The organism is Streptomyces litchfieldiae (assembly GCF_031845365.1).
Taxonomy (GTDB): domain Bacteria; phylum Actinomycetota; class Actinomycetes; order Streptomycetales; family Streptomycetaceae; genus Streptomyces; species Streptomyces litchfieldiae.
Genome location: NZ_JAVREL010000026.1, coordinates 29080 through 48960, shown reverse-complemented (window position 1 = coordinate 48960; position 19881 = coordinate 29080). Strand labels below are relative to the sequence as shown.

General features: G+C 73.9%; 17 protein-coding genes. 12 read left to right on the top strand and 5 right to left on the bottom strand.

Going from position 1 to position 19881, the window contains the following annotated elements:
• Positions 1–54: 54 nt before the first annotated feature.
• From RM590_RS31125 to RM590_RS31115, 3 genes are all read right to left on the bottom strand, one after another.
• On the bottom strand, positions 55–1713 hold the full coding sequence (locus RM590_RS31125; protein ID WP_311708122.1) for a penicillin-binding transpeptidase domain-containing protein: 1659 nt from the start codon (positions 1711–1713) through the stop codon (positions 55–57).
• Positions 1714–1809: 96 nt separating this feature from the next.
• Entirely contained in the window at positions 1810–2223 is a 414-nt protein-coding gene (locus tag RM590_RS31120; protein WP_311708121.1) for a TIGR03668 family PPOX class F420-dependent oxidoreductase, read from the bottom strand.
• Positions 2224–2230: 7 nt separating this feature from the next.
• Positions 2231–3952 (bottom strand): dolichyl-phosphate-mannose--protein mannosyltransferase, encoded by a 1722-nt coding sequence (locus tag RM590_RS31115; protein WP_311708120.1) that lies wholly within the window; start codon positions 3950–3952, stop codon positions 2231–2233.
• 61 nt (positions 3953–4013) lie between these two features.
• Here RM590_RS31115 and rsmI point away from each other — a divergent pair, with 61 nt between their 5' ends.
• The 12 genes from rsmI to RM590_RS31055 all read left to right on the top strand — a co-directional run bounded on the left by rsmI (position 4014) and on the right by RM590_RS31055 (position 16598).
• The gene (gene rsmI, locus RM590_RS31110; RefSeq protein ID WP_311708119.1) at positions 4014–4859 is read left to right on the top strand and encodes a 16S rRNA (cytidine(1402)-2'-O)-methyltransferase; all 846 of its coding nucleotides are present in this window, start codon (positions 4014–4016) and stop codon (positions 4857–4859) included.
• A gap of 45 nt (positions 4860–4904) precedes the next feature.
• A complete protein-coding gene (locus RM590_RS31105; RefSeq protein ID WP_311708118.1) occupies positions 4905–5162 on the top strand; it encodes a hypothetical protein in 258 nt (85 codons plus the stop codon).
• 36 nt (positions 5163–5198) lie between these two features.
• Complete coding sequence (locus RM590_RS31100; protein WP_311708117.1) at positions 5199–6047, top strand: TatD family hydrolase; 849 nt, start codon at positions 5199–5201, stop codon at positions 6045–6047.
• Positions 6044–6925 carry a 16S rRNA (adenine(1518)-N(6)/adenine(1519)-N(6))-dimethyltransferase RsmA gene (gene rsmA, locus RM590_RS31095; RefSeq protein WP_311708116.1) on the top strand — a complete coding sequence of 294 codons (882 nt, stop codon included), beginning with the start codon at positions 6044–6046 and terminating at the stop codon, positions 6923–6925. Before RM590_RS31100 ends, rsmA begins: the two co-directional genes overlap by 4 nt.
• Before the next feature lie 27 nt (positions 6926–6952).
• On the top strand, positions 6953–7867 hold the full coding sequence (locus RM590_RS31090) for a 4-(cytidine 5'-diphospho)-2-C-methyl-D-erythritol kinase (RefSeq protein ID WP_311708115.1): 915 nt from the start codon (positions 6953–6955) through the stop codon (positions 7865–7867).
• The gene (locus RM590_RS31085; protein ID WP_311708114.1) at positions 7860–9659 is read left to right on the top strand and encodes an ABC-F family ATP-binding cassette domain-containing protein; all 1800 of its coding nucleotides are present in this window, start codon (positions 7860–7862) and stop codon (positions 9657–9659) included. Before RM590_RS31090 ends, RM590_RS31085 begins: the two co-directional genes overlap by 8 nt.
• 166 nt (positions 9660–9825) lie before the next feature.
• Entirely contained in the window at positions 9826–11703 is a 1878-nt protein-coding gene (locus RM590_RS31080) for an outer membrane protein assembly factor BamB family protein (RefSeq protein WP_311708113.1), read from the top strand.
• A 52-nt stretch (positions 11704–11755) separates the two neighbouring features.
• The gene (locus tag RM590_RS31075) at positions 11756–12436 is read left to right on the top strand and encodes a response regulator transcription factor (protein WP_311708112.1); all 681 of its coding nucleotides are present in this window, start codon (positions 11756–11758) and stop codon (positions 12434–12436) included.
• 93 nt (positions 12437–12529) lie between these two features.
• The gene (gene galT / locus RM590_RS31070) at positions 12530–13570 is read left to right on the top strand and encodes a galactose-1-phosphate uridylyltransferase (protein ID WP_311708111.1); all 1041 of its coding nucleotides are present in this window, start codon (positions 12530–12532) and stop codon (positions 13568–13570) included.
• The gene (galE, locus tag RM590_RS31065; RefSeq protein WP_311708110.1) at positions 13570–14556 is read left to right on the top strand and encodes a UDP-glucose 4-epimerase GalE; all 987 of its coding nucleotides are present in this window, start codon (positions 13570–13572) and stop codon (positions 14554–14556) included. The genes galT and galE overlap by 1 nt, the downstream gene beginning before the upstream one ends.
• Positions 14553–15689 (top strand): galactokinase, encoded by a 1137-nt coding sequence (galK, locus tag RM590_RS31060; RefSeq protein WP_311708109.1) that lies wholly within the window; start codon positions 14553–14555, stop codon positions 15687–15689. The genes galE and galK overlap by 4 nt, the downstream gene beginning before the upstream one ends.
• A gap of 228 nt (positions 15690–15917) precedes the next feature.
• Entirely contained in the window at positions 15918–16598 is a 681-nt protein-coding gene (locus tag RM590_RS31055) for a response regulator transcription factor (RefSeq protein WP_311708108.1), read from the top strand.
• A 19-nt stretch (positions 16599–16617) separates the two neighbouring features.
• Here RM590_RS31055 and RM590_RS31050 read toward each other — a convergent pair whose 3' ends face one another.
• Entirely contained in the window at positions 16618–18039 is a 1422-nt protein-coding gene (locus tag RM590_RS31050) for an ATP-binding protein (protein WP_311708171.1), read from the bottom strand.
• Positions 18040–18295: 256 nt separating this feature from the next.
• The gene (locus RM590_RS31045; protein ID WP_311708107.1) at positions 18296–19534 is read right to left on the bottom strand and encodes a hypothetical protein; all 1239 of its coding nucleotides are present in this window, start codon (positions 19532–19534) and stop codon (positions 18296–18298) included.
• Positions 19535–19881: the final 347 nt, after the last annotated feature.

The window sequence follows — 19881 nt, the reverse complement described above, 5'->3', positions numbered from 1 at the left end:
TCCTGGAAAGCCATGACGATGCCGGGGGCAACGTTACGGCCTGCCCCGTCGCCGTCAGGGCGCGGCCCGGAGCACCTCGGCCACGATCGGGCCCGCGAACTCGCCGCCGTGCCCGGAGTCGGGGACCACGGCCGCGACGGCCAGATCGTTGCGGTAGGCGGTGAACCACGCGTTGGGCTTCTCCTGCCCGTCCACCTCGGCCGAGCCGGTCTTGGCGCCGATGTCGCCGCCGATGCCGGACATCGCCGCGGCGGCGGTGCCGCTGAGCGCCGTGCGGTTCATCAGACCGCGCAGCTCGGCCGCGGCCTCGGCGGACAGGCTCCCCGGCGCCTGCGCCAACTGCCGGTCGTCGAAGTCGGCGGGCACCAGGTACGGCTGGAGGAACGAGCCGTTCTTCACCGTCGCGGAGACCGAGGCCATCGTGAGCGGGTTCATCCGGACGCCGCCCTGGCCGATCAGCGAGGCGGCCATCTGCGCGTCGGACTGGGTGGGCACCGCGCCGTCCATGGAGGTCGCGCCCACCTGCCAGTCCAGGCCCAGCCCGAAGACGTCGCGCGCGTGGTTGCCCAGGTCGTCGTCGGCCAGCTCGGGCGCCTGGCTGATGAACGCGGTGTTGCAGGAGGCGGCGAAGCTGTCGGCGAAGGTGCCGTTCTCGATCTCGAACTCGTCCAGGTTCTGGAAGCGCCAGCCGCCGTGTTCGAAGTACTTGGGGCAGGGGTGTGCCTCGTTCGCCGAGGCAAGGCCGCGGTCGATGAGCAGCGAGGCGGTCACGATCTTGAACGTGGAGCCGGGCGCGTAGCTGCCCTCCAGCGCGATGTCGAAGCCGTCGGCCGGGGCGTTGGCGATGGCCTGGATCGCGCCGGTGCTCGGCTGGACGGCCACCACGGAGGCCCGTTCCGAGTCGGCGACGGCCGCCTCGGCGGCCCGCTGGAGCGCCGGGTCGATCGTCGTGGGCACCTGGCCGGCGCTGGGCTCGGACAGCTCGACGAGCTGGGTGACGGTGGCGCCCTCCGCGTCCACCAGCCGCACCTCGGCGCCCGTGCTGCCGCCGGCCTGCTCGCCGTAGCGCTCGCGCAGCTCGGTCAGCACCGGGGCCAGGCCGGGGAACTCCTCGGCGGTCAGCTCGGCGCCGTTCTTGTCCAGGACCTCCACGGGCGGCAGTTCGCTGACCGGGCCGGTCTCGATGGTCCCGCCCTCGGTCAGCCCGGGGTGCACGACCGTGGGCTCCCAGTCCACGACGGCCTCGCCGGTCTCGGTGTCGCGCACGACGGTCAGCTCCGAGTCGTACGCCAGCTCGGCCGGGTCCTCCTCCTCGTACGCGATGACCGCCTCGACCCCGAACGGCACGTCGGCGCCCTCCGGCGTCCCGGGCGCCAGGGTCAGCGCGTCCACGGCCGCGCCCGTCGGCAGCGCCTCCAGCACGGCCCGCGCCGCGTCGGGATCGTCGGTGAGGCCCGCGGCCGTGGCCACATCGCCGTCGGCCCAGGCCGTCAGGAACGCGCCGGACGTCTCCAGCACCTCCTCGGCGGTGGGCGGGCCCGTCTCGACGGTGGGCTCGGCGTCGCCGGGCTCGCCGTCCGCGGCGTTGGCCACCGAGCCGGTGCCGTCGCCCGCTCCGTCGCCGCCGAGCAGGCTGAACGCCCCGAACCCGACGACCGACACCACGGCCGCGCACACGCCGCCGATGACCGCGATCCGCTGCCCGTTCCGCATGATTCGCCCTGCCCCCTCAATGCCCCGGCGCGCTGCACCGCGCCGCTGTTGCGGCAGCCTACCGGCTACCAGGGGTAGGCCCGACGGGGCCCGGTGTCACATCCAGGCCCAGCCGGTCCACCGCGTCACGGTGATCTCGATGACCGGCCCGGCCGGGCGGGTGGCGCGGTAGCGCGGGTACTTCCGCGCCAGCCGGTCGACGGGCTCGGCGCGGGCCTCGTCCGTCAGCACGCGCGCGGTGCCGTCGGCCCGGACCCACCACAGCCGGGTCCAGTCCTCGTTGTACTCGTCGACGAGGGCGGACACCCGGGGGTTGGCCTCGACGTTGCGCAGCCGGCGAAGGTCCTGGTGCCGCTTCGGCTTGTCGTCCACCGCGATGACGACCGTGCCGTCCGCCACCGCGAACGTCGCGGGCACCACGTGCGGCATCCCGTCCGCGTCCGCGGTCGCCAGCCGCAGCACCCGCGCCGCCGCGAACCGCGCCCGGGCCTCCGGCTCGCTCAGCCGCACGGCGCGTTCACACCCAGGTACCGAGCCACATGCGGGCCCGCCAGCCGTCGACGGGGATCTCGGTACCCGTGTAAATGGGGTAGAAGTAGATGAAGTTCCAGATGATGAGCAGCACCAGCACGCCCGCGCCCACGATGCCGGTCACCCGGCGGCGCTCGGAGCAGCCGGGCGGGCCCAGCACCGCGCCGATCATCATGGCCACCGCCAGACACAGGAACGGCACCAGGATCACCGCGTAGAAGTAGAAGATGGTGCGCTCCTGGTACATGAACCAGGGCAGATAGCCGGCCGCGACCGCGCACAGCACCGCCCCGGCCCGCCAGTCGCGGCGGAACAGCCAGCGGTAGCACAGGTAGGCCAGGGCGAAGCAGGCCGACCACCACAGCAGCGGCGTGCCCAGGGCCAGCACCTCGCGGGCGCAGCCGCTGGCGTACTCGCAGCCGCCCTCGCCGGGATCCCGGGAGTCGTAGAAGTAGGTCACGGGCCGGCTGGCCACCAGCCAGCTCCACGGGTTCGACTCGTAGTTGTGCTCCGAGGTGAGGTCGACGTGGAAGCTGTAGACCTCGTGCGTGTAGTGCCACAGGCTGCGCAGCGGGCCGGGCACGAAGGAGAACGAGCTGTCCCCGGCGCCGGGCCTCTCCGCCCACTCCCGGTAGTAGCCGCCGGAGGTCGCGAACCAGCCCCCCCAGGTGGCGAGATACGTGGCCAGCGCGACCGGCACCAGCGAGCAGAACGCGGGCAGCGCGTCGCGGCGGAGCATCGCCTGGCCGGCCCGGGTGGCGCCCGCGGTGCGCCGGGCGCCGGCGTCCCACAGGACGGTGAGGATGCCGAAGGCGGCCAGGACGTAGAGGGCGTTCCACTTGGTGGCGCAGGCCAGGCCGAGGCAGACCCCGGCGGCGATCCGCCAGGGCCGCACGCCCAGCCGGAGCCGTTCCCCGACCGCGGCGGTGGACCGCAGCAGCCCGTCGCCGCCCGTCGGGAGCGCGGCGGCGAGCCGGGCACGGGCGGCGTCGCGGTCGATCAGCAGACAGCCGAACGCGGCCAGCAGCCAGAACATCAGCACCAGATCGAGCAGCGCCGTGCGGCTCATCACGAAGTGCAGCCCGTCGACGGCCATCAGCAGCCCGGCCAGGCAGCCCAGCACGGTCGAGCGGAAGAGGCGGCGGCCGATGCGGCACAGCATGAGCACGGACAGCGTGCCGAGCAGCGCGACCATGAACCGCCAGCCGAACGGGGTGAGGCCGAACGCCCACTCGCCCAGCGCGATGACCCACTTGCCGGCCGGCGGGTGCACGACGTAGGAGGCCTCGTCGGCGGCGGGGGTCTCGCCGTCGATGATGCGGTCGTTGGCGTCGTCGGGCCAGTCGGTCTCGTAGCCGTGCTGGAGCAGCGACCAGGCGTCCTTGGCGTAGTACGTCTCGTCGAATATCACCGCGTTCGGCGAGTCGAGGTTGACGAAGCGCAGCACCCCGGCGAGCAGCGCGACCAGCAGCGGCCCGCCCCAGGCCGTCCACCGGGCCAGCCGCGCGGCGGCGGTGGGCGCGATGCCGAAGTACTGCCACAGCCGGGCGCCCGGCTCGGGATAGGGCGGCACCAGGCGGTCGCGCACCCCGCCGGGCCGCCGGGGCGCGTAACCGAACCGGCGCAGCCGCTGCTCCCACGCGGGTGGCCGGTCCGGCTCGTCGTCCTGCCGGGCGTCGGTGATGGTCTGGCTGCTCTGGCTGGTCATCGGGGCCCATCTTGGCATCCGGGCCAAAGGATCCCTGTGAGGATGGGCGAGGATGAGGGGCATGACAGGCACGCTGGTACTGGCCGGGACCCCGATCGGCGATCTCGGCGACGCCCCGCCCCGGCTGGCCCGGGAGCTGGCGGAGGCGGACATCGTGGCCGCCGAGGACACCCGCCGGCTGCGGCGGCTGGCGCGGGAGCTGGGGGTGCGGGTCGGCGGGCGCGTCGTGTCGTACTTCGAGGGCAACGAGGCCGCCCGTACGCCGGAGCTGGCCGACGAACTGGCGCGTGGCGCCCGGGTGTTGCTGGTCACCGACGCCGGGATGCCCTCGGTCTCGGACCCGGGGTACCGGCTGGTGGTGGCGGCGGTGGAGCGCGAGGCGCGGGTGACGGCGGTGCCGGGGCCCTCGGCGGTGCTGACGGCGCTGGCGGTGTCCGGGCTGCCGGTGGACCGGTTCTGCTTCGAGGGCTTCCCGCCGCGCAAGGCGGGCGAGCGGGCGGCGCGGCTGGCCGAGGCGGCGGGGGAGCGGCGGACGCTGGTGTACTTCGAGTCGCCGCACCGGCTGGCCGACTCGCTGGCGGCGATGGCCGGGGCGTTCGGCGGCGACCGGCCGGCGGCGGTGTGCCGCGAGCTGACCAAGACGTACGAGGAGGTCCGGCGGGGGCCGCTGTCCGAGCTGGCGGCCTGGGCCGGCGAGGCCGAGGTGCGGGGCGAGATCACGGTGGTGGTGGCGGGCGCGGCGTCCGCCGGGCCGCGGCCGGACGCCGCCGAGCTGGCCCGCCGGGTGGCCGAGGGGGAGGCGGCCGGCCTGCACCGCAAGGAGGCGATCGCCGAGGTGGCGCGCGCGGCGGGGGTGCCGAAGCGGGAGGTGTTCGACGCGGTGGTGGCGGCCCGGGCTCGGGACTAAAGTAAAACGGGTCATATCGCCGCATATCTGAGCAAGGCGGTCGCCATGCCGGAGAACAGCAGCCCTCGCACCGTCCGTGAGGCGTACTCCTTCGCCTGTCTGAGCTGCGGACACGGATGGGAACAGGCGTACGACATCGAGCACCATGTGGATCCGCACGGCCGGCCCTTCGTGACCTACCACGCCAACGGCCGCGAGGTGCCCTCGCCGCTGACCCGGGCCACCTGCCCCAACTGCGAGGGGCACCGCGTCCGCGTCATGCGCGCCGGCCTGGTCGCGGCGGCCGAGCGCGCCCGGAGCTGAGCCGGGGGCCTCCCCGGCCCGCCGTAGGATCGGGGCATGCCCAAGTCCGCCAAGGCGAAGGCCGAGCAGACCCTGCCGCCGCCGCTTCCCGAGCCGCTGGCGGTGCCCGTCGCCGACGCGCACACCCACCTCGACATGCAGGACGCCCCCGTCGAGGAGGCCCTGGCCAAGGCCGCCGCGGTCGGCGTCACCCGGATCGTGCAGATCGGCTGCGACCTCGAACGCGCCCGGTGGGCCGCCCGGACCGCGGCCGAGCACGAGGCGATCTGGGCCGCCGTCGCGCTCCACCCCAACGAGGCGCCGCGCATCGAGGAGGCCGGCGGCCCGGCGGCGCTGGACGCCGCGCTGGCGGAGATCGCGGAGCTGGCCGCGCTGCCCGAGGTGCACGCCCTCGGCGAGACCGGCCTGGACTACTTCCGCACCGGGCCTGCCGGGGTCGCCGCCCAGCAGCGCTCGTTCCGGCGGCACATCGCGCTGGCCAAGGAGCTGGACAAGACGCTGGTCATCCACGACCGCGAGGCCCACGCCGACGTGCTGCGCATCCTCGCCGAGGAGGGCGCCCCCCGCCGGACCGTCTTCCACTGCTACTCCGGCGACGCCGCCATGGCCGAAGTCTGCGCCGCCGAAGGGTACTTCATGTCCTTCGCGGGCAACGTCACCTTCGCCAGCGCGCAGCCGCTGCGCGACGCGCTGGCCGTCGCCCCGCCCGAGCTGCTGCTCGTGGAGACCGACGCGCCGTTCCTGACCCCCGCGCCGTTCCGCGGCCGGCCCAACGCGCCCTATCTGATCCCCGTCACCCTGCGCGCCATGGCCGAGGTCAAGGGCCTCACCGAGGACGAGCTCGCCCGGCACATCGCGGCCAACACCGAGCGGGCCTTCGGGTGAACGCCGCCCCCGACGCCGCCCTGCTCGGCCCCTCCGACGTCCGCGAGCTGGCCGCCGCCCTGGGCCTGCGCCCCACCAAGCAGCGCGGGCAGAACTTCGTGATCGACGCCAACACCGTCCGCCGCATCGTGCGCACCGCCGAGGTCGGCGAGGACGACGCCGTGGTGGAGATCGGCCCCGGCCTCGGCTCCCTCACCCTGGCCCTGCTCGCCACCGCCCGGCACGTCACCGCCGTCGAGATCGACGACGTGCTGGCCGCCGCCCTGCCCGCGACCGTCGCCGCCCGGCTGCCGGAGCGCGCCGACCGTTTCGCGCTGGTCCACGAGGACGCGCTGCGCGTCACCGAGCTGCCCGGCCCGCCGCCCGAGGCGCTGGTGGCCAACCTTCCGTACAACGTGGCCGTGCCCGTCCTGCTGCACATGCTGGCGACGTTCCCCTCGATCCGGCGCGGCCTGGTGATGGTGCAGTCCGAGGTCGCCGACCGGCTCGCCGCCGCCCCCGGCTCCAAGGTGTATGGGGTGCCGTCCGTCAAGACCGCCTGGTACGCCGAGGCCCGCCGCGCCGGGGCCATCGGCCGCACCGTGTTCTGGCCCGCGCCCAACGTGGACTCCGGCCTGGTCTCCCTGGTGCGCCGCGACCCGCCGCCCACCACGGCGAGCCGCCGCGAGGTGTTCGCCGTCGTGGACGCCGCGTTCGCCCAGCGCCGCAAGACGCTGCGCTCCGCCCTCGCCTCCTGGGCCGGTTCCCCGGCCGCCGCCGAGGCGGCCTGCGCCGCGGCGGGCGTCTCCCCCCGCGCCCGGGGCGAGGCCCTGTCCGTCGAGGACTTCGCGCGCCTCGCCGAGCACCGTCCCCCCTCGTCCGCCACTCACCGGCCCTGAGCCGCCGGGCCGCCAGGAGCGACCGCCATGCCCGCACCGTCCGTCACCGTCCGCGTTCCCGCGAAGGTCAACGTCCAGCTCGCCGTGGGCGGACCCCGGCCGGACGGCTTCCACGACCTGGCCAACGTCTTCCTCGCCGTCGGCATGTACGACCACGTCACCGCCACCCCCGCCGACGCGCTCACCATCTCCTGCGCCGGGCCCGGCGCCGAGGACGTTCCGCTCGACGCCGGGAACCTCGCCGCCCGCGCCGCCGCCCTGCTCGCCGCCCGGCACGGCCGGCGGCCCGACGTACACCTGCACATCGACAAGGACATCCCGGTCGCCGGCGGCATGGCCGGCGGCAGCGCGGACGCCGCCGCCGCCCTGCTCGCCTGCGACACCCTGTGGGGCACCGCCACGCCCCGGGACGAGCTGCTCGCCCTGTGCGCCGAGCTGGGCTCGGACGTGCCGTTCAGCATGGTCGGCGGCGCGGCCCTGGGCCGGGGCCGGGGCGAGCGGCTGACGCCGCTGCCGGTGTCGGGCACGTTCCACTGGGTGTTCGCCCTCGCCGACGGCGGGCTGTCCACCCCCGCCGTCTACCGCGAGTGCGACCGGCTGCGCGGCGATCGCCCGGTGCCCGAGCCCGAGGCCGCCCCCGCGCTGCTGGCCGCGCTGCGCGACGGCGACGCGGCCCGCCTCGCCACCGCCGTGGCCAACGACCTCCAGCCCGCCGCCCTCTCGCTGCGGCCCGCGCTGGCCGACACCCTCGCCGCGGGCGCCCTGGCCGGCGCCCTGGCCGGCCTGGTGTCCGGCTCCGGGCCCACCTGCGCGTTCCTCACGGACGGCGCGGAGAGCGCCGCCGCCCTGGCCGCCGCGCTGGTGGCCGGCGGCACCTGCCGGGCGGCCCGCGCGACGACCGGTCCGGTGCCCGGGGCGACTACCCTTGAGTCCCATGCCTGAACCCGCCAAGCCCACCAAGAACCTCGCCAATCTGGAGTCCGTCCGGAAGGTCTACGGCACCCGCACGGTGCTCGACGGCATCTCCCTCGGCGTCGGCGAGGGCGACCGGATCGGCGTCGTGGGCCGCAACGGCGACGGCAAGACCACGCTGGTGCGCGTCCTCGCCCGGCAGGAGGAGCCCGACAGCGGGCGCGTCACCCACACCGGGGGCCTGCGGCTCGGGGTGCTCACCCAGGCCGACTCCCTGGACCCCGCGGCCACCATCCGCCAGGAGGTCATCGGCGACCTCGCCGACCACGAGTGGGCGGGCGACGCCGCCGTGCGGTCCGTGCTCACCGGCCTGTTCGGCGGGCTGGACCTGCCCGGCTTCCCCGACGGCCTGGACACCGTCATCGGCCCGCTGTCCGGCGGCGAGCGCCGCCGCATCGCGCTGGCCAAGCTGCTGATCGCCGAGCAGGACCTGGTCGTCCTGGACGAGCCGACCAACCACCTCGACGTCGAGGGCATCGCCTGGCTCGCCGCCCACCTGCGCGAACGCCGTTCCGCGCTGGTGGTCGTCACCCACGACCGGTGGTTCCTCGACCAGGTCTGCACCCGCATGTGGGACGTCCAGCGCGGCACCGTGCACGCCTACGAGGGCGGCTACAGCGACTACGTCTTCGCCCGCGCCGAACGGGAGCGCATCGCCGCCGGCGAGGAGGCCCGCCGGCAGAACCTGGTGCGCAAGGAGCTCGCCTGGCTGCGGCGCGGCGCCCCGGCCCGCACCAGCAAGCCCCGGTTCCGCGTCGAGGCCGCCAACGCCCTGATCGCCGACGTGCCGCCGCCCCGGGACAGCGCCGAGCTGATGGGCTTCGCCAGTGCCCGGCTCGGCAAGACCGTCTACGAGCTGGAGGATGTCACCGTCGCCGCCGGCGACCGGATCCTCCTGAAGAACCTGACCTGGCAGCTCGGCCCCGGCGACCGCGTCGGCCTGGTCGGGGTGAACGGCGCGGGCAAGACCTCGCTGCTGCGCGCGATGGCCTTGGGCACGGCCGGCGAGGGGCGGATCACCGTCGGCAAGACGGTGCGGCTGGCGTACCTCTCGCAGGAGGTCACCGAGCTGAACCCGGAGTGGCGCGTGCTCCAGGCGGTCGAGCAGGTGCGCTCCCGCGTCGACCTGGGCAAGGGCCGCGAGATGACGGCCTCCCAGCTCTGCGAGCGGTTCGGCTTCGGCAAGGAGCGCCAGTGGACGCCCGTCGGCGACCTCTCCGGCGGCGAGCGGCGGCGGCTCCAGATCCTGCGGCTGCTGATGGACGAGCCCAACGTGCTGTTCCTGGACGAGCCGACCAACGACCTGGACATCGAGACCCTCACCCAGCTCGAGGACCTGCTGGACGGCTGGCCCGGCTCGCTGGTCGTCATCAGCCACGACCGTTACTTCGTCGAGCGCACCACCGACCGGGTGTTCGCGCTGCTGGGCGACGGCACCCTGCGGATGCTGCCGCGCGGCATCGACGAGTACCTGGAGCGCCGCGGCACGCGACCGTCCCCGGCCGCCGCCCCGGCCCTCGCCGCGCCCGCCGCCCCGGCGGCCAAGCAGGCGCAGCTCTCCCGGTCCGCGCAGAAGGAGATCCAGCGGATCGAGCGTCAGCTCGACCGCATCGGGGAGCAGGAGGCCGAGCTGCACGCCGAAATGGCCGAGCACGCAACGGACTTCGCGCGGATCGCGGGACTGGACGCCCAGTTGCGCGAACTCGCGGGCCGGCGCGACGAGCTGGAGACGCGCTGGCTGGAACTGGCCGACGGCGCTTAGCGGGAGCGGCCCGCGCCGGGCCGGGCACCGTTCGAGGCCCGGAACCGTTGAGACGGTAATGGTGTCCGATGGTAGAAAGAGCTCTGCTCGAACGCGTTTCGGCCAGTAACCAACGACCATCGCCCAGGAGCCAGAGACTCCGTGGCTGACGGGCCCAGGGGGATTCATGTCACAGCCGCCGCCACCGCCGCCGAATCTGCCGCCGCCGGGAGGCTTCGGCCCGCCGGAGCAGCCGCCGTACGGCGCCGGTGAGCCGACCGTCGGCGACGGCATCGCGATCCCCGGGACCCCGCCCCCGCCCCCCGGCACCCCGCCCATGGCCCCGCCGGTCGTGCCCGGCGGCCAGCCCGGCCAGCCCGGCTACGGCTACCCGCAGGCCCCGCCGCCGCAGGCGCCGCCCGGGCAGCCGCCCGCGCCCTCCCCGTACCAGTCGCCCTACGCGGCGGGTCCGGCGGCCACCGAGGGCGCCGGCTTCGGCGCGCCCACGAGCGGCACGGGCTTCGGCGCCCCGACCAGCGGCGCCGGCTTCGGCACGCCCACCGCGCCCGGCCCCTACGGCCCGGCCACCGGCGGCGCGGGCTTCGGTGCCGTGCCGCCGACCCCGCCGGGGACCGGCCGCAAAAGGCCGAACTCCCGGCTCCTGCTGGCGATCGCCGGCGTGTTCGCGCTGCTGCTGGCGGGCGGCGGCGCGGTGGTCCTGTTCACCGGGGACGACGGCTCCAGCACCGCGGGCGACGCGAACGGCGACGGCGACGGCGGCGGCGGGGAGGACGGCGGCGGCGAGGCCGAGGGCGCGGAAGGCGGCACCGGGGGCGGCGAGGGCGGCGGCCTGCCCACCGAGCCGATCCAGGCGAGCCTCGCCTGGGAGGTGCCCTCGCCGGAGGTCACCGAGGAGGCGGGCATCATCGACGCCCGGGGCACCTGGCTGCTGGACGACGCGTTCGTCCGGGTCGTGCCGGAGGGCCTGGTCTCCTACGACCTGGAGACCGGCGAGGAGAACTGGTCGCTGCCCTTCGAGCTGTCCGAGGGCAGTTGCCTCCCCTCGCAGAACGTCTCGGAGAACCGCATCGCCCTCCTCCAGGGCCGGGACTGCGAGGCGCTGACGGTCGTCGACATCGCCGCCGGCGAGGAGATCATGACGATGCCGCTGGACTCCGAGTGGCCGACCGACACGAACTCCAGCCCGGCCATCCTGGGCGACACCGTCGCCGTGGGCACGGGCGTCGGCAGCATGGGCTTCAGCATCAGCCAGCAGGAGAAGCTCTGGGAGGCGAGCTCCACCGACAACTGCAAGGAAGTCGCCTACGCGGTCGTGGACGACATGTTCATCTCCCAGATGGGCTGCGGCTGGCTGGCCGAGGAGGGCGGCAGCATCCGCGCCACCAACGAGGCCGGCGACGAGCTGTGGAAGTGGGACTTCGAGGGCACCTTCGAGGACCAGCCGCTGACGGTCGACTCGGTGATCTCCGTCGAGCCCCTGGTGGTCACCGCCACCGTGGGCGAGGACGCGCTGGCGGCCGGGGCGAAGCGCATCTTCGTCATCGACGAGAGCCACCAGGAGATCGCGGTCCAGATCGAATACGACGCCGATCGCTACATGAATCCGTGCGAGGTCAACACGTTCCTCAACTGCTGGCTCGGCCAGGTGCACGACGGCTTCCTCTACCTGCCGACCAGCGTGCCCTACGGGGACAACGCGGTCGTCGCGTTCGACCTCTCCACCGGCCAGCCGCTGTACGAGGTCCCGGCGATCAACGGCGGTCAGATCTGGCCGTTCGACGTGCAGGACGGCAAGATCCTGGCCTACCAGGCGGCGAGTGACACCCTGGAGGGCATGGTCGTGGCCATCGATCCGGCGACGGAGGAGGCCACCCCCGTGATGGCGCTCGACCGGCAGGCCCGGGAGAAGGAGTACGCCCTGATGGCCGGGATCTTCACACACGACCAGATCGCCCTGTGGCACAACAACACGCTTGTGCTGAGCAATCGTTCGTTCTACAGCAGCGACGGCCCGGAAGTGCCCTCGGTCCTCACCTACCGGTAACGGCGGCCGGCGGCAACGGCGGCCCTGGGCGGCCACGATGGCGGGAGACGTGATGAGCGTACGGGTCGTGGTCGTCGACGACAGACGGCTGGTGGCCGAGGCCCTGGCCTCGGCCCTGCGGGTGCGCGGCCACCGGGTCCTCGGGGCCGGCGCGCCCGTCGGCCGGGGCGTTGACCTCGTGGTGAGCAAGCAGCCCGACGTCTGCCTGCTCGGCGCGCTGGAGCCGGACGCCCCCGGCGCGCTGGATCCAGTGCAGCGCATCCGGCGCGAGTGCCCGCGGGTGGCCGTCGTCGTGCTCGGCCCGGTCCCGCGCCCGCGCGGTGTGGCGGCGGCGTTCGCCGCGGGCGCCCGCGGCTATGTGCGGCACGACGAGCGGATCGAGGGCGTCGAGCGCGCCATGGTGAAGGCCAAGGCGGGCGACGCCGCGGTGACGCCGCAGTTGCTGCGGGAGGCGTTCGCCGAGCTGCTGAACCCGCGGGCCGGGGCCCAGGCCGAGGGGGCCCGGCTGGCCGGACTGCTCACCGAGCGGGAGGCCGACGTACTGGTGCGGATCGTGGACGGCGAGGACACCCGGCGGATCGCGGCTGGGCTCGGCGTCGCGCCCAGCACCGCCCGCACCCATGTGCAGCGCCTGCTGACCAAGCTCGGCACCGCCTCCCGGCTGGAGGCTGCGGCGCTGGCCGTCCGCACCGGCCTGCTGGACCACCTCTCCACCGCGCCGCCCCCATCCTGAGCCGGTGGACCGGGCCCTGCCGTTGACGCGCACCGGACCGGTATGCTTTTTTGTGTTCGATTCTGTTGGAGTGCGCGTGATCTGGACTGGGTGATGAAGAGAACCACGACCCGACTGGCCGACGGCCGTGAGCTCATCTACTACGACAACGCCGACGACGCCGTCCGCGACGCCCACGACCGCCGCCCGCTGCCACCCGTCACCGCCTCCTCCGAGGTCCGCCACAACGCGCTGCTCGGCGAGCGCGTCGGCTACGCCGCGCACCGCCAGTCCCGCACCTACCACCCGCCCGCGGACCAGTGCCCGCTCTGCCCGTCGCAGGGCGAGCGGCTGAGCGAGATCCCGGCCCCCGACTACGAGGTCGCGGTCTTCGAGAACCGCTTCCCCTCCTTCAGCGGCGAGATGGGCCGCTGCGAGGTCGTCTGCTTCACCTCCGAGCACGACGCGTCGTTCGCCCGGCTCACCGGGGAGCAGGCCGCCCTCGTCCTCTACGCCTGGACCGACCGCACCGCCGAGCTGTCCCAGCACCCGGGCGTCAAGCAGGTGTACTGCTTCGAGAACCGCGGCACCGAGATCGGCGTCACCCTCGCGCACCCGCACGGCCAGATCTACGGCTACCCGTTCATCACGCCCGTCACCGAGCGCGTCCTGCGCAACGTCGCCGAGCACAAGCGGCGCACCGGCGGCAACCTCTTCGACGAGCTGCTCGAAGCGGAACGCGCCGACGGCCGGCGCGTGGTCGCCGAGACGGCGCACTGGACCGCGTTCGTGCCGCACGCCGCCCGCTGGCCCTACGAGGTGCACCTCTACCCCCGGCGCCGCGTGCCCGACCTGATGGCGCTGACGGACGAGGAGCGGGCCGAGTTCCCCGGGATCTATCTGGAACTGCTGCGCCGGTTCGACCGGATATTCGGGCCCGACGCCCCGCCGACGCCCTATATTTCCGGCTGGCACCAGGCGCCGTTCGGCATCGAGGACCGCGGTGACTTCGCGCTGCACCTGGAGCTTTTCACCATCCGGCGCAGTCCGGGCAAGCTGAAGTACCTGGCCGGCTCCGAGTCCGGCATGGGCGCGTTCGTGAGTGATGTTCTGCCGGAGGCGGCGGCCGACCGGCTGCGAGAGGTGGCGAGCTGATGGGCAAGTACCTGGTGGCGGGCGGCGCGGGCTACGTCGGCGGCGTCGTCGCGGCGCACCTGCTGACCGCGGGCCACGAGGTGACCGTGCTGGACGACCTGTCCACGGGCTTCGTGGCCGGCGTCCCGGCAGGTGCCGAGTTCGTCGAGGGCCGCGTCCAGGAGGCCGGCAAGTATCTGGACCGGTCCTTCGACGGCGTCCTGCACTTCGCCGCCTGCTCCCAGGTCGGCGAGTCCGTCGCCGACCCCGAGAAGTACTGGCGCAACAACGTCGGCGGCACCATCGAGCTGCTGCGCGCCATGCGCGACGCCGAGGTGCGCACCCTCGTCTTCTCCTCCACCGCCGCCGTCTACGGCGAGCCGGTGGGCACGCCGATCACCGAGGACGCGGCCACCGCCCCGGGCAACCCGTACGGGGCCTCCAAGCTCGCCGTGGACCACATGATCAGCGGCGAGTGCACCGCGCACGGCCTGGCCGCCGTCTCGCTGCGCTACTTCAACGTGGCGGGCGCGCACTCCTCGGCCGCCGGCTCCTACGGCGAGCGCCACGACCCGGAGAGCCACCTCATCCCCATCGTGCTCCAGGTCGCCCAGGGCCGCCGCGAGACGATCTCCGTCTACGGCACGGACTACCCGACGCCCGACGGCACCTGCGTGCGCGACTACATCCACGTCGACGACCTGGCCGAGGCGCACCTGCTGGCCCTGACCGGCGCCGCGCCGGGCGAGCACCTGGTGTGCAACCTGGGCAACGGCAACGGCTTCTCCGTCCGCGAGGTCATCGAGACCGCGCGCCGGGTGACCGGCCACCCCATCCCCGAGACGGCCGCCGCCCGCCGCCCCGGCGACCCGGCCGTCCTGGTCGCGTCGGCCGACCGCGCGCGCGACCGGCTCGGCTGGCGGCCCAGCCGGCCCGACCTGGCCGACATCATTGCCGACGCCTGGGCGTTCGCCCAGCGCGAGGAGCACGAGGAGAGCACCAAGTGACCAGCCACGAAGAGCTGTTCGGCGCCGCGCCGGAGGGACTGTGGGCCGCCCCGGGCCGGGTCAACCTCATCGGCGAGCACACCGACTACAACGAGGGCTTCGTGATGCCCTTCGCGCTGCCGCACACCGCGCGGGCCACGGTCTCGCGGCGCGCCGACCGCGTGCTGCGCCTGTACTCCCGCGACGTGCCCGGCGATCCGGTCGAGCTGGACCTGGACGGTCTCGTGCCCCGCACGGTCCAGGGCTGGGCGGCCTACCCCGCCGGGGTGGCGTGGGCGCTCCAGGAGGCCGGCCACGAGATCTCCGGCGCGGACATCGCGATCGAGTCCAACGTGCCGGTCGGCGCCGGGCTCTCCTCCTCCGCCGCCCTCGAAGTGGTCACCGGCCTGGCGCTGAGCGATCTGAACGGCCTCGACCTCGCCCCCGACGTCATCGCGCGGCTCGGGCAGCGCGCGGAGAACGACTTCGTCGGCATGCCGTGCGGAATCCTGGACCAGATGGCCTCGGCCTGCTGCACCGCCGGGCACGTGCTGTACCTGGACACCCGCGACCTGTCCCGCCGCCAGGTCCCGTTCGCCATGGCCCTGGAGGGCCTGCGGTTGCTCGTCGTCGACACCCAGGTCAAGCACGCGCACGCGGACGGCGCCTACGCCAACCGGCGCGCGGAGTGCGAGGCGGGCGCGGCGGCGCTGGGCGTGCCGTTCCTGCGGGACGTGCCGTTCGACGGGCTCGCGGACGCCCTCGCGCGCCTCACCGACGACACCGTGCGCCGCCGGGTCAAGCACATCGTCACCGAGAACCGCCGCGTGGAGCGCGTGATCGAGCTGCTGGACGCGGGCCGCGCCCGGGACATCGGCCCCGTGCTCACCGAGGGACACGCCTCGCTGCGCGACGACTTCGAGATCTCCTGCCCCGAACTGGACCTGGTGGTGGACACGGCCGGCGCCGCGGGCGCGCTGGGCGCGCGGATGACCGGCGGCGGCTTCGGCGGCTCGGCCATCGTGCTCGTCGAGGAAACGGCGGCCGAGGCGATCGGCAAGGCGGTGCTGAGCGCCTTTGACGCCGAGGGGTACCGCCCCCCGCGCGTATTCGAGGCGATCCCCTCGCCGGGCGCCCAGCGGCTCCCGCTGTGATCGCTTCGATATCGCCTCTTCGGCGAAACCACTTCCGCCTTCGCGCCGCAGCCGTAGTCTGAAGAGCAGCACCGGTGGGGGCCGGTGCCCGATCAGGGGGCGAGACAGGTGGGTGCGACGCCCACGACCAGGCACCGGTGCCGTATGGCGGCGGCCGTGCGGTGGACGGGGCAGGGGCAATCGGCGTCGCGCCCGCCGAGCCCGGCTGCGTCAAGGCGAGGGGCTGCTGTGGACCGTATTCGGGTGCTGGTCGTGGACGGGCACCGGATCTTCGCCGAGTCGCTGGCCACCGCGCTGACCGCGGAGCAGGACGTCGAGGCGACGGCCGTCGGCAGCGTGCCCGCGGCCCTGCACCTGCTGGAACGCGCCCGGCCCGGTACCGAGGTGCCCTTCGACGTGCTGCTGCTCGACGTCGACCTGGACGGCGCCGCCTCCGAGAACGGCTCGCTGCTCGCCACGGCCCGGGACCGCTTTCCCGGCCTCCACCCTGTCATGCTCGCGGCAGCAGACGACCCCGGCCGGGCCGCCCGCGCCCTGACCGCCGGCGCCTGCGGCTGGGTGGCCAAGGACAGCTCCCTGGCCCGCCTCCTCCAAGTGGTCCGCGGCGTGCTGCGCGACGAGACCCATATCCCCCCGGCCCTCCTCACCGGCGTCCTGCGCGAACTCCACCGCGACGGCCACCACCGCAGCGAACACCAGCGCCTGGTCGAGTCGCTCACCCCCCGCGAACTGGAGGTCCTGCGCTGCATGCTGGCGGGCCTCGGCCGCAAGGCCGTCGCCGAGCGGCTCTACCTGTCCCCGCACACGGTCCGCACCCACATGCAGAACGTCCTCGGCAAACTGGGCGTCCACTCCACCCTGGCCGCCGTCGCCCTGGCCCGCCGCGCCGGCGTCCCCCCGGCGGACTGACGCCGGGCCGTGGTGGGCGTCAGGCCCAGGCGGTGAGGAGGTCGTCCGGGGAGAGGTGCCGGACGCCTTCGGCGGTGCAGCCGTTGCGGGTCACGGCGAGCAGGGGCGTGGTGTCGTCGGCGCCGGGGAGCTGGGAGCGGTGGACGACGAGGCGGGCGAGGTCGCGGGCGTCGAAGGGCTTGTTCTCCAGCCACTTGATGGAGCCGACGAGTGTGACCTTCTTGGCGATGGGGAGACGGTCGGCACCGACGATGTCGATCTCGGGGTCGTTGGTGCGGGTCCAGTAGCCGCCGATGGCGTCGGTGCCCTCGGGGAGGCGGTCGTCGGCCAGGCGCCACAGGGACTCGCGGATCACGGGCTCGATGGCGCGCCCGCGCCAGGAGGTCCAGCCGGCGCGGACCGTTTCGAGGACACGGTCGCCACGGCCGCGTTCGATCACGGGGATGCGGGGACCGATGAAGGAGAGCCAGAACCGCAGATACGGGTCGTCGACCCGGTACCGGGTCTCCCGGCTCGGCCGGGTGGACAGGGGGGTGTCCACGGCGACGAGCCGGCGCTCGGCCAGCAGCGCCAGCGAGCGGCGGACCGAGCCGGGGTGCAGATCTCCGGCCGCGCGGCCGATCATGCTGAACGTGCGCTCCCCATGTCCGATGGCGCTCAGCACCGCGCGGGCCTGGGCCTCGGCGGGGAACTCGGCGGCCAGGGCGCGCTCGCCGCTGACGAGCAGAGCCGAGGTGGGCCGGCGCAGCGCCTGCCCGAGGTAGTCCCACAGCCCGGCGCCGCGCGGCCACTCGTCGAGGATCAGCGGGAATCCGCCGGTGACCAGGAAGGCGTCGAAGGCGTCGGCCGGCGGCAGATCGAGCAGGGCGGCGACGTCCGCCGGATTGAGCGGGGGAACCACCATCTCGGTGCCGCGCTGATAGAACGGGCGCCCATAGGTGTTCAGTTGCTCCATCATGGCCACGTCGGAGCCGATGAGGACCAGCAGCACGGGGAGTCTCGACATGGTCCGGTCGAACGCCTTCCGCAGGGCGCCCTCGAAGCCCGGGTCCTCGCGTACCAGATAGGGCATCTCGTCGAGAACGACGACGCTGGGCGCGTCGGTGGGCAGGGCGTCGGCGAGCATGCTCAGAGCGGCGTCCCAGGTCACCGGCGCGGCGTAGTCGTCGAAGCGGGACGCTTCGGGCAGGGCCGAGGAGGCCAGCTCGGCGCGGAAGCCGGCCAAGTCTTCCTGCTTCGAGCCGCCGATGGCGGTGAAGAAGACATGCGGGAGCCCGGCCCGCTCCAGGAACTCCTCGACGAGCCGGGACTTGCCGACGCGCCTGCGCCCCCGGATGAGCACGGCCCGGCCCGGCCGGCCACCGCGCCCGCCGGTGCGCACGGCGTCCAGCAGATCGTTCAGCAGGCCGAGCTCGGTACGGCGTCCGACGAATCCATCCACCGGGGCGCTCACCTCACACGCGGACCTTGTGCGCTCGCCCTTCTCATCGGCGATACTCTCATCAATGATACTCGCATGAGTGATACTCGCGTCGATGAGTTGGGGTGCTGCGGCGTGATCTTGGTCACGGCCGCGCCCGCGGCCGGTGTCCCCGGCGTGGTCCGGCTGACCCGGTGGCGGCCGGACCCGGATGAGCCGGGCCCGGCCGAGGGAACCGCGCCGGCTCGCGTCCGTGGATCGCGCGGCTGACTGCTGACTAGGCGTCCATCGCCGTGAGGACATCCAGCAGCGCGTCAGTGAGCCGGTCCTCCCCGTAGCTCGTGAAACCGTCCGGTCCCCACTCGCCCCCGCCCACGCGGATTTCCACGTACGAGTCTCCGATCACGTACCCGGCCCGGACATCCGCCGTGGAGCCGTCGGTGGCCTGGTAGTTCGACGTGGAGTGGATCAGGTATCCGGATTCGCCCACCGGGAGTTCGTACAGCGGGCCCAGGGTGACCTCGTAGCCTTCCTCAGCCCGGTCGACGGGCTCCGCCATGATGTTCTGGAGGACGTGTGCCATCTCCTCCGAGGGGAAGAGGCCCTCCGGAGCCGTGGCGTAGTCGTGCTGCGTGACGCTGACGCGCCAGTGGGGCAGTCCGTACTCGCCGAAGCGGTCGTTGCCGACCTCGTCCATGGCGAAGGAGCACACCGTGATCGGAACGGTGGCTTGGTCGCCGCCGCCGATGCTGTCCACGTCCGAGCCCAGGTCCCCCTGGGCCACGGCGGCCACGGGGGCGCAGCGGTCCTCCGCGGAGGCGCCCTCCGCCAGCAGCGGCTCGTTCAGCTCCGGAAGGCCGGGGTGCTCCTCCATGGCGACTGGGGTGATCCTCGGCTCGCCGGCCGACTCGTCGCCGCCCAGCGCCTTGACGATGTCCACGATCTCCTCGCGGGTGATCTCCTCCGTGAGCGGCTCGCTGGGGTTGTCGTCGCCCACGTGCCTGATGCTGCCGCTGAGGACGATCCTGAAGGTGTCGTCGCCGGAGCGGAAGGCGGCGGTGGCGCTGCCCGTCGGGCCGACGGACGACACGCTCTGGTCGAGGAAGCCCTCTTCCCCGGCCGGGAATTCGTACAGCTCGCTGAAGGTGAAGGAGGGGTCGTCGGCAAGGTTCTCCCGGCCGCGCAGCGAGGAGGTCACGTAGTTGTCGTAGGCGTCGCGCGCGCCGTCTCCGCGGGTCAGCGCGATGTTGGCGTGCAGGCTGTAGGAGCCGTCCTCCAGAAGGGAGGTGCCGGGAGTGCCGAAGGCGCAGGAGACGCCGTTGCCCGTGTTCGTGCCGAAGAGGGCGTAACCGCGGGCGGCCATGACCTCGCCCATCGTCTCGCACACGGCGGCCTCGCCCTCCTCGTAGCGGAACGCCCCCGGGTCCGGGAAGGTCAGCTCCGCCAGGTCCGGATGGGCCACCAGCTCCGGGCGGTCGCCGCCGTCCCCGCCGAGGAACATCACTCCAGCGGTCACCGCGCCGGCGAGCAGCACAACGGCGAGAACGATCCCCAGGGCCGCCTTCCGCCCCTTCTTCCCCGCATGCCCGGCCCGGCGGTCAGGTGGCGGCGGGGGAGGTGTCGGCCCCGGGTACGCGGGTCCGGGCTGCTGGGCCGCACCGTATGGGTAGGGCTGCTGCGGCGGCTGGTACGGCTGTTGTTGCGGCTGCTGGTGGTACTGGCTGGACAAACTTCCCCCACGCACTGCTGGCTCCGGCTATCGGGGGAGAACTTTAGAAGGCGCGACTTTCGTGGCACTTTCCCGCCGGGGAGCCGCGTGAGGGCTTCGTGGCCCTGGTCGCGCCGGGAGCCGTTGGCCTCCCG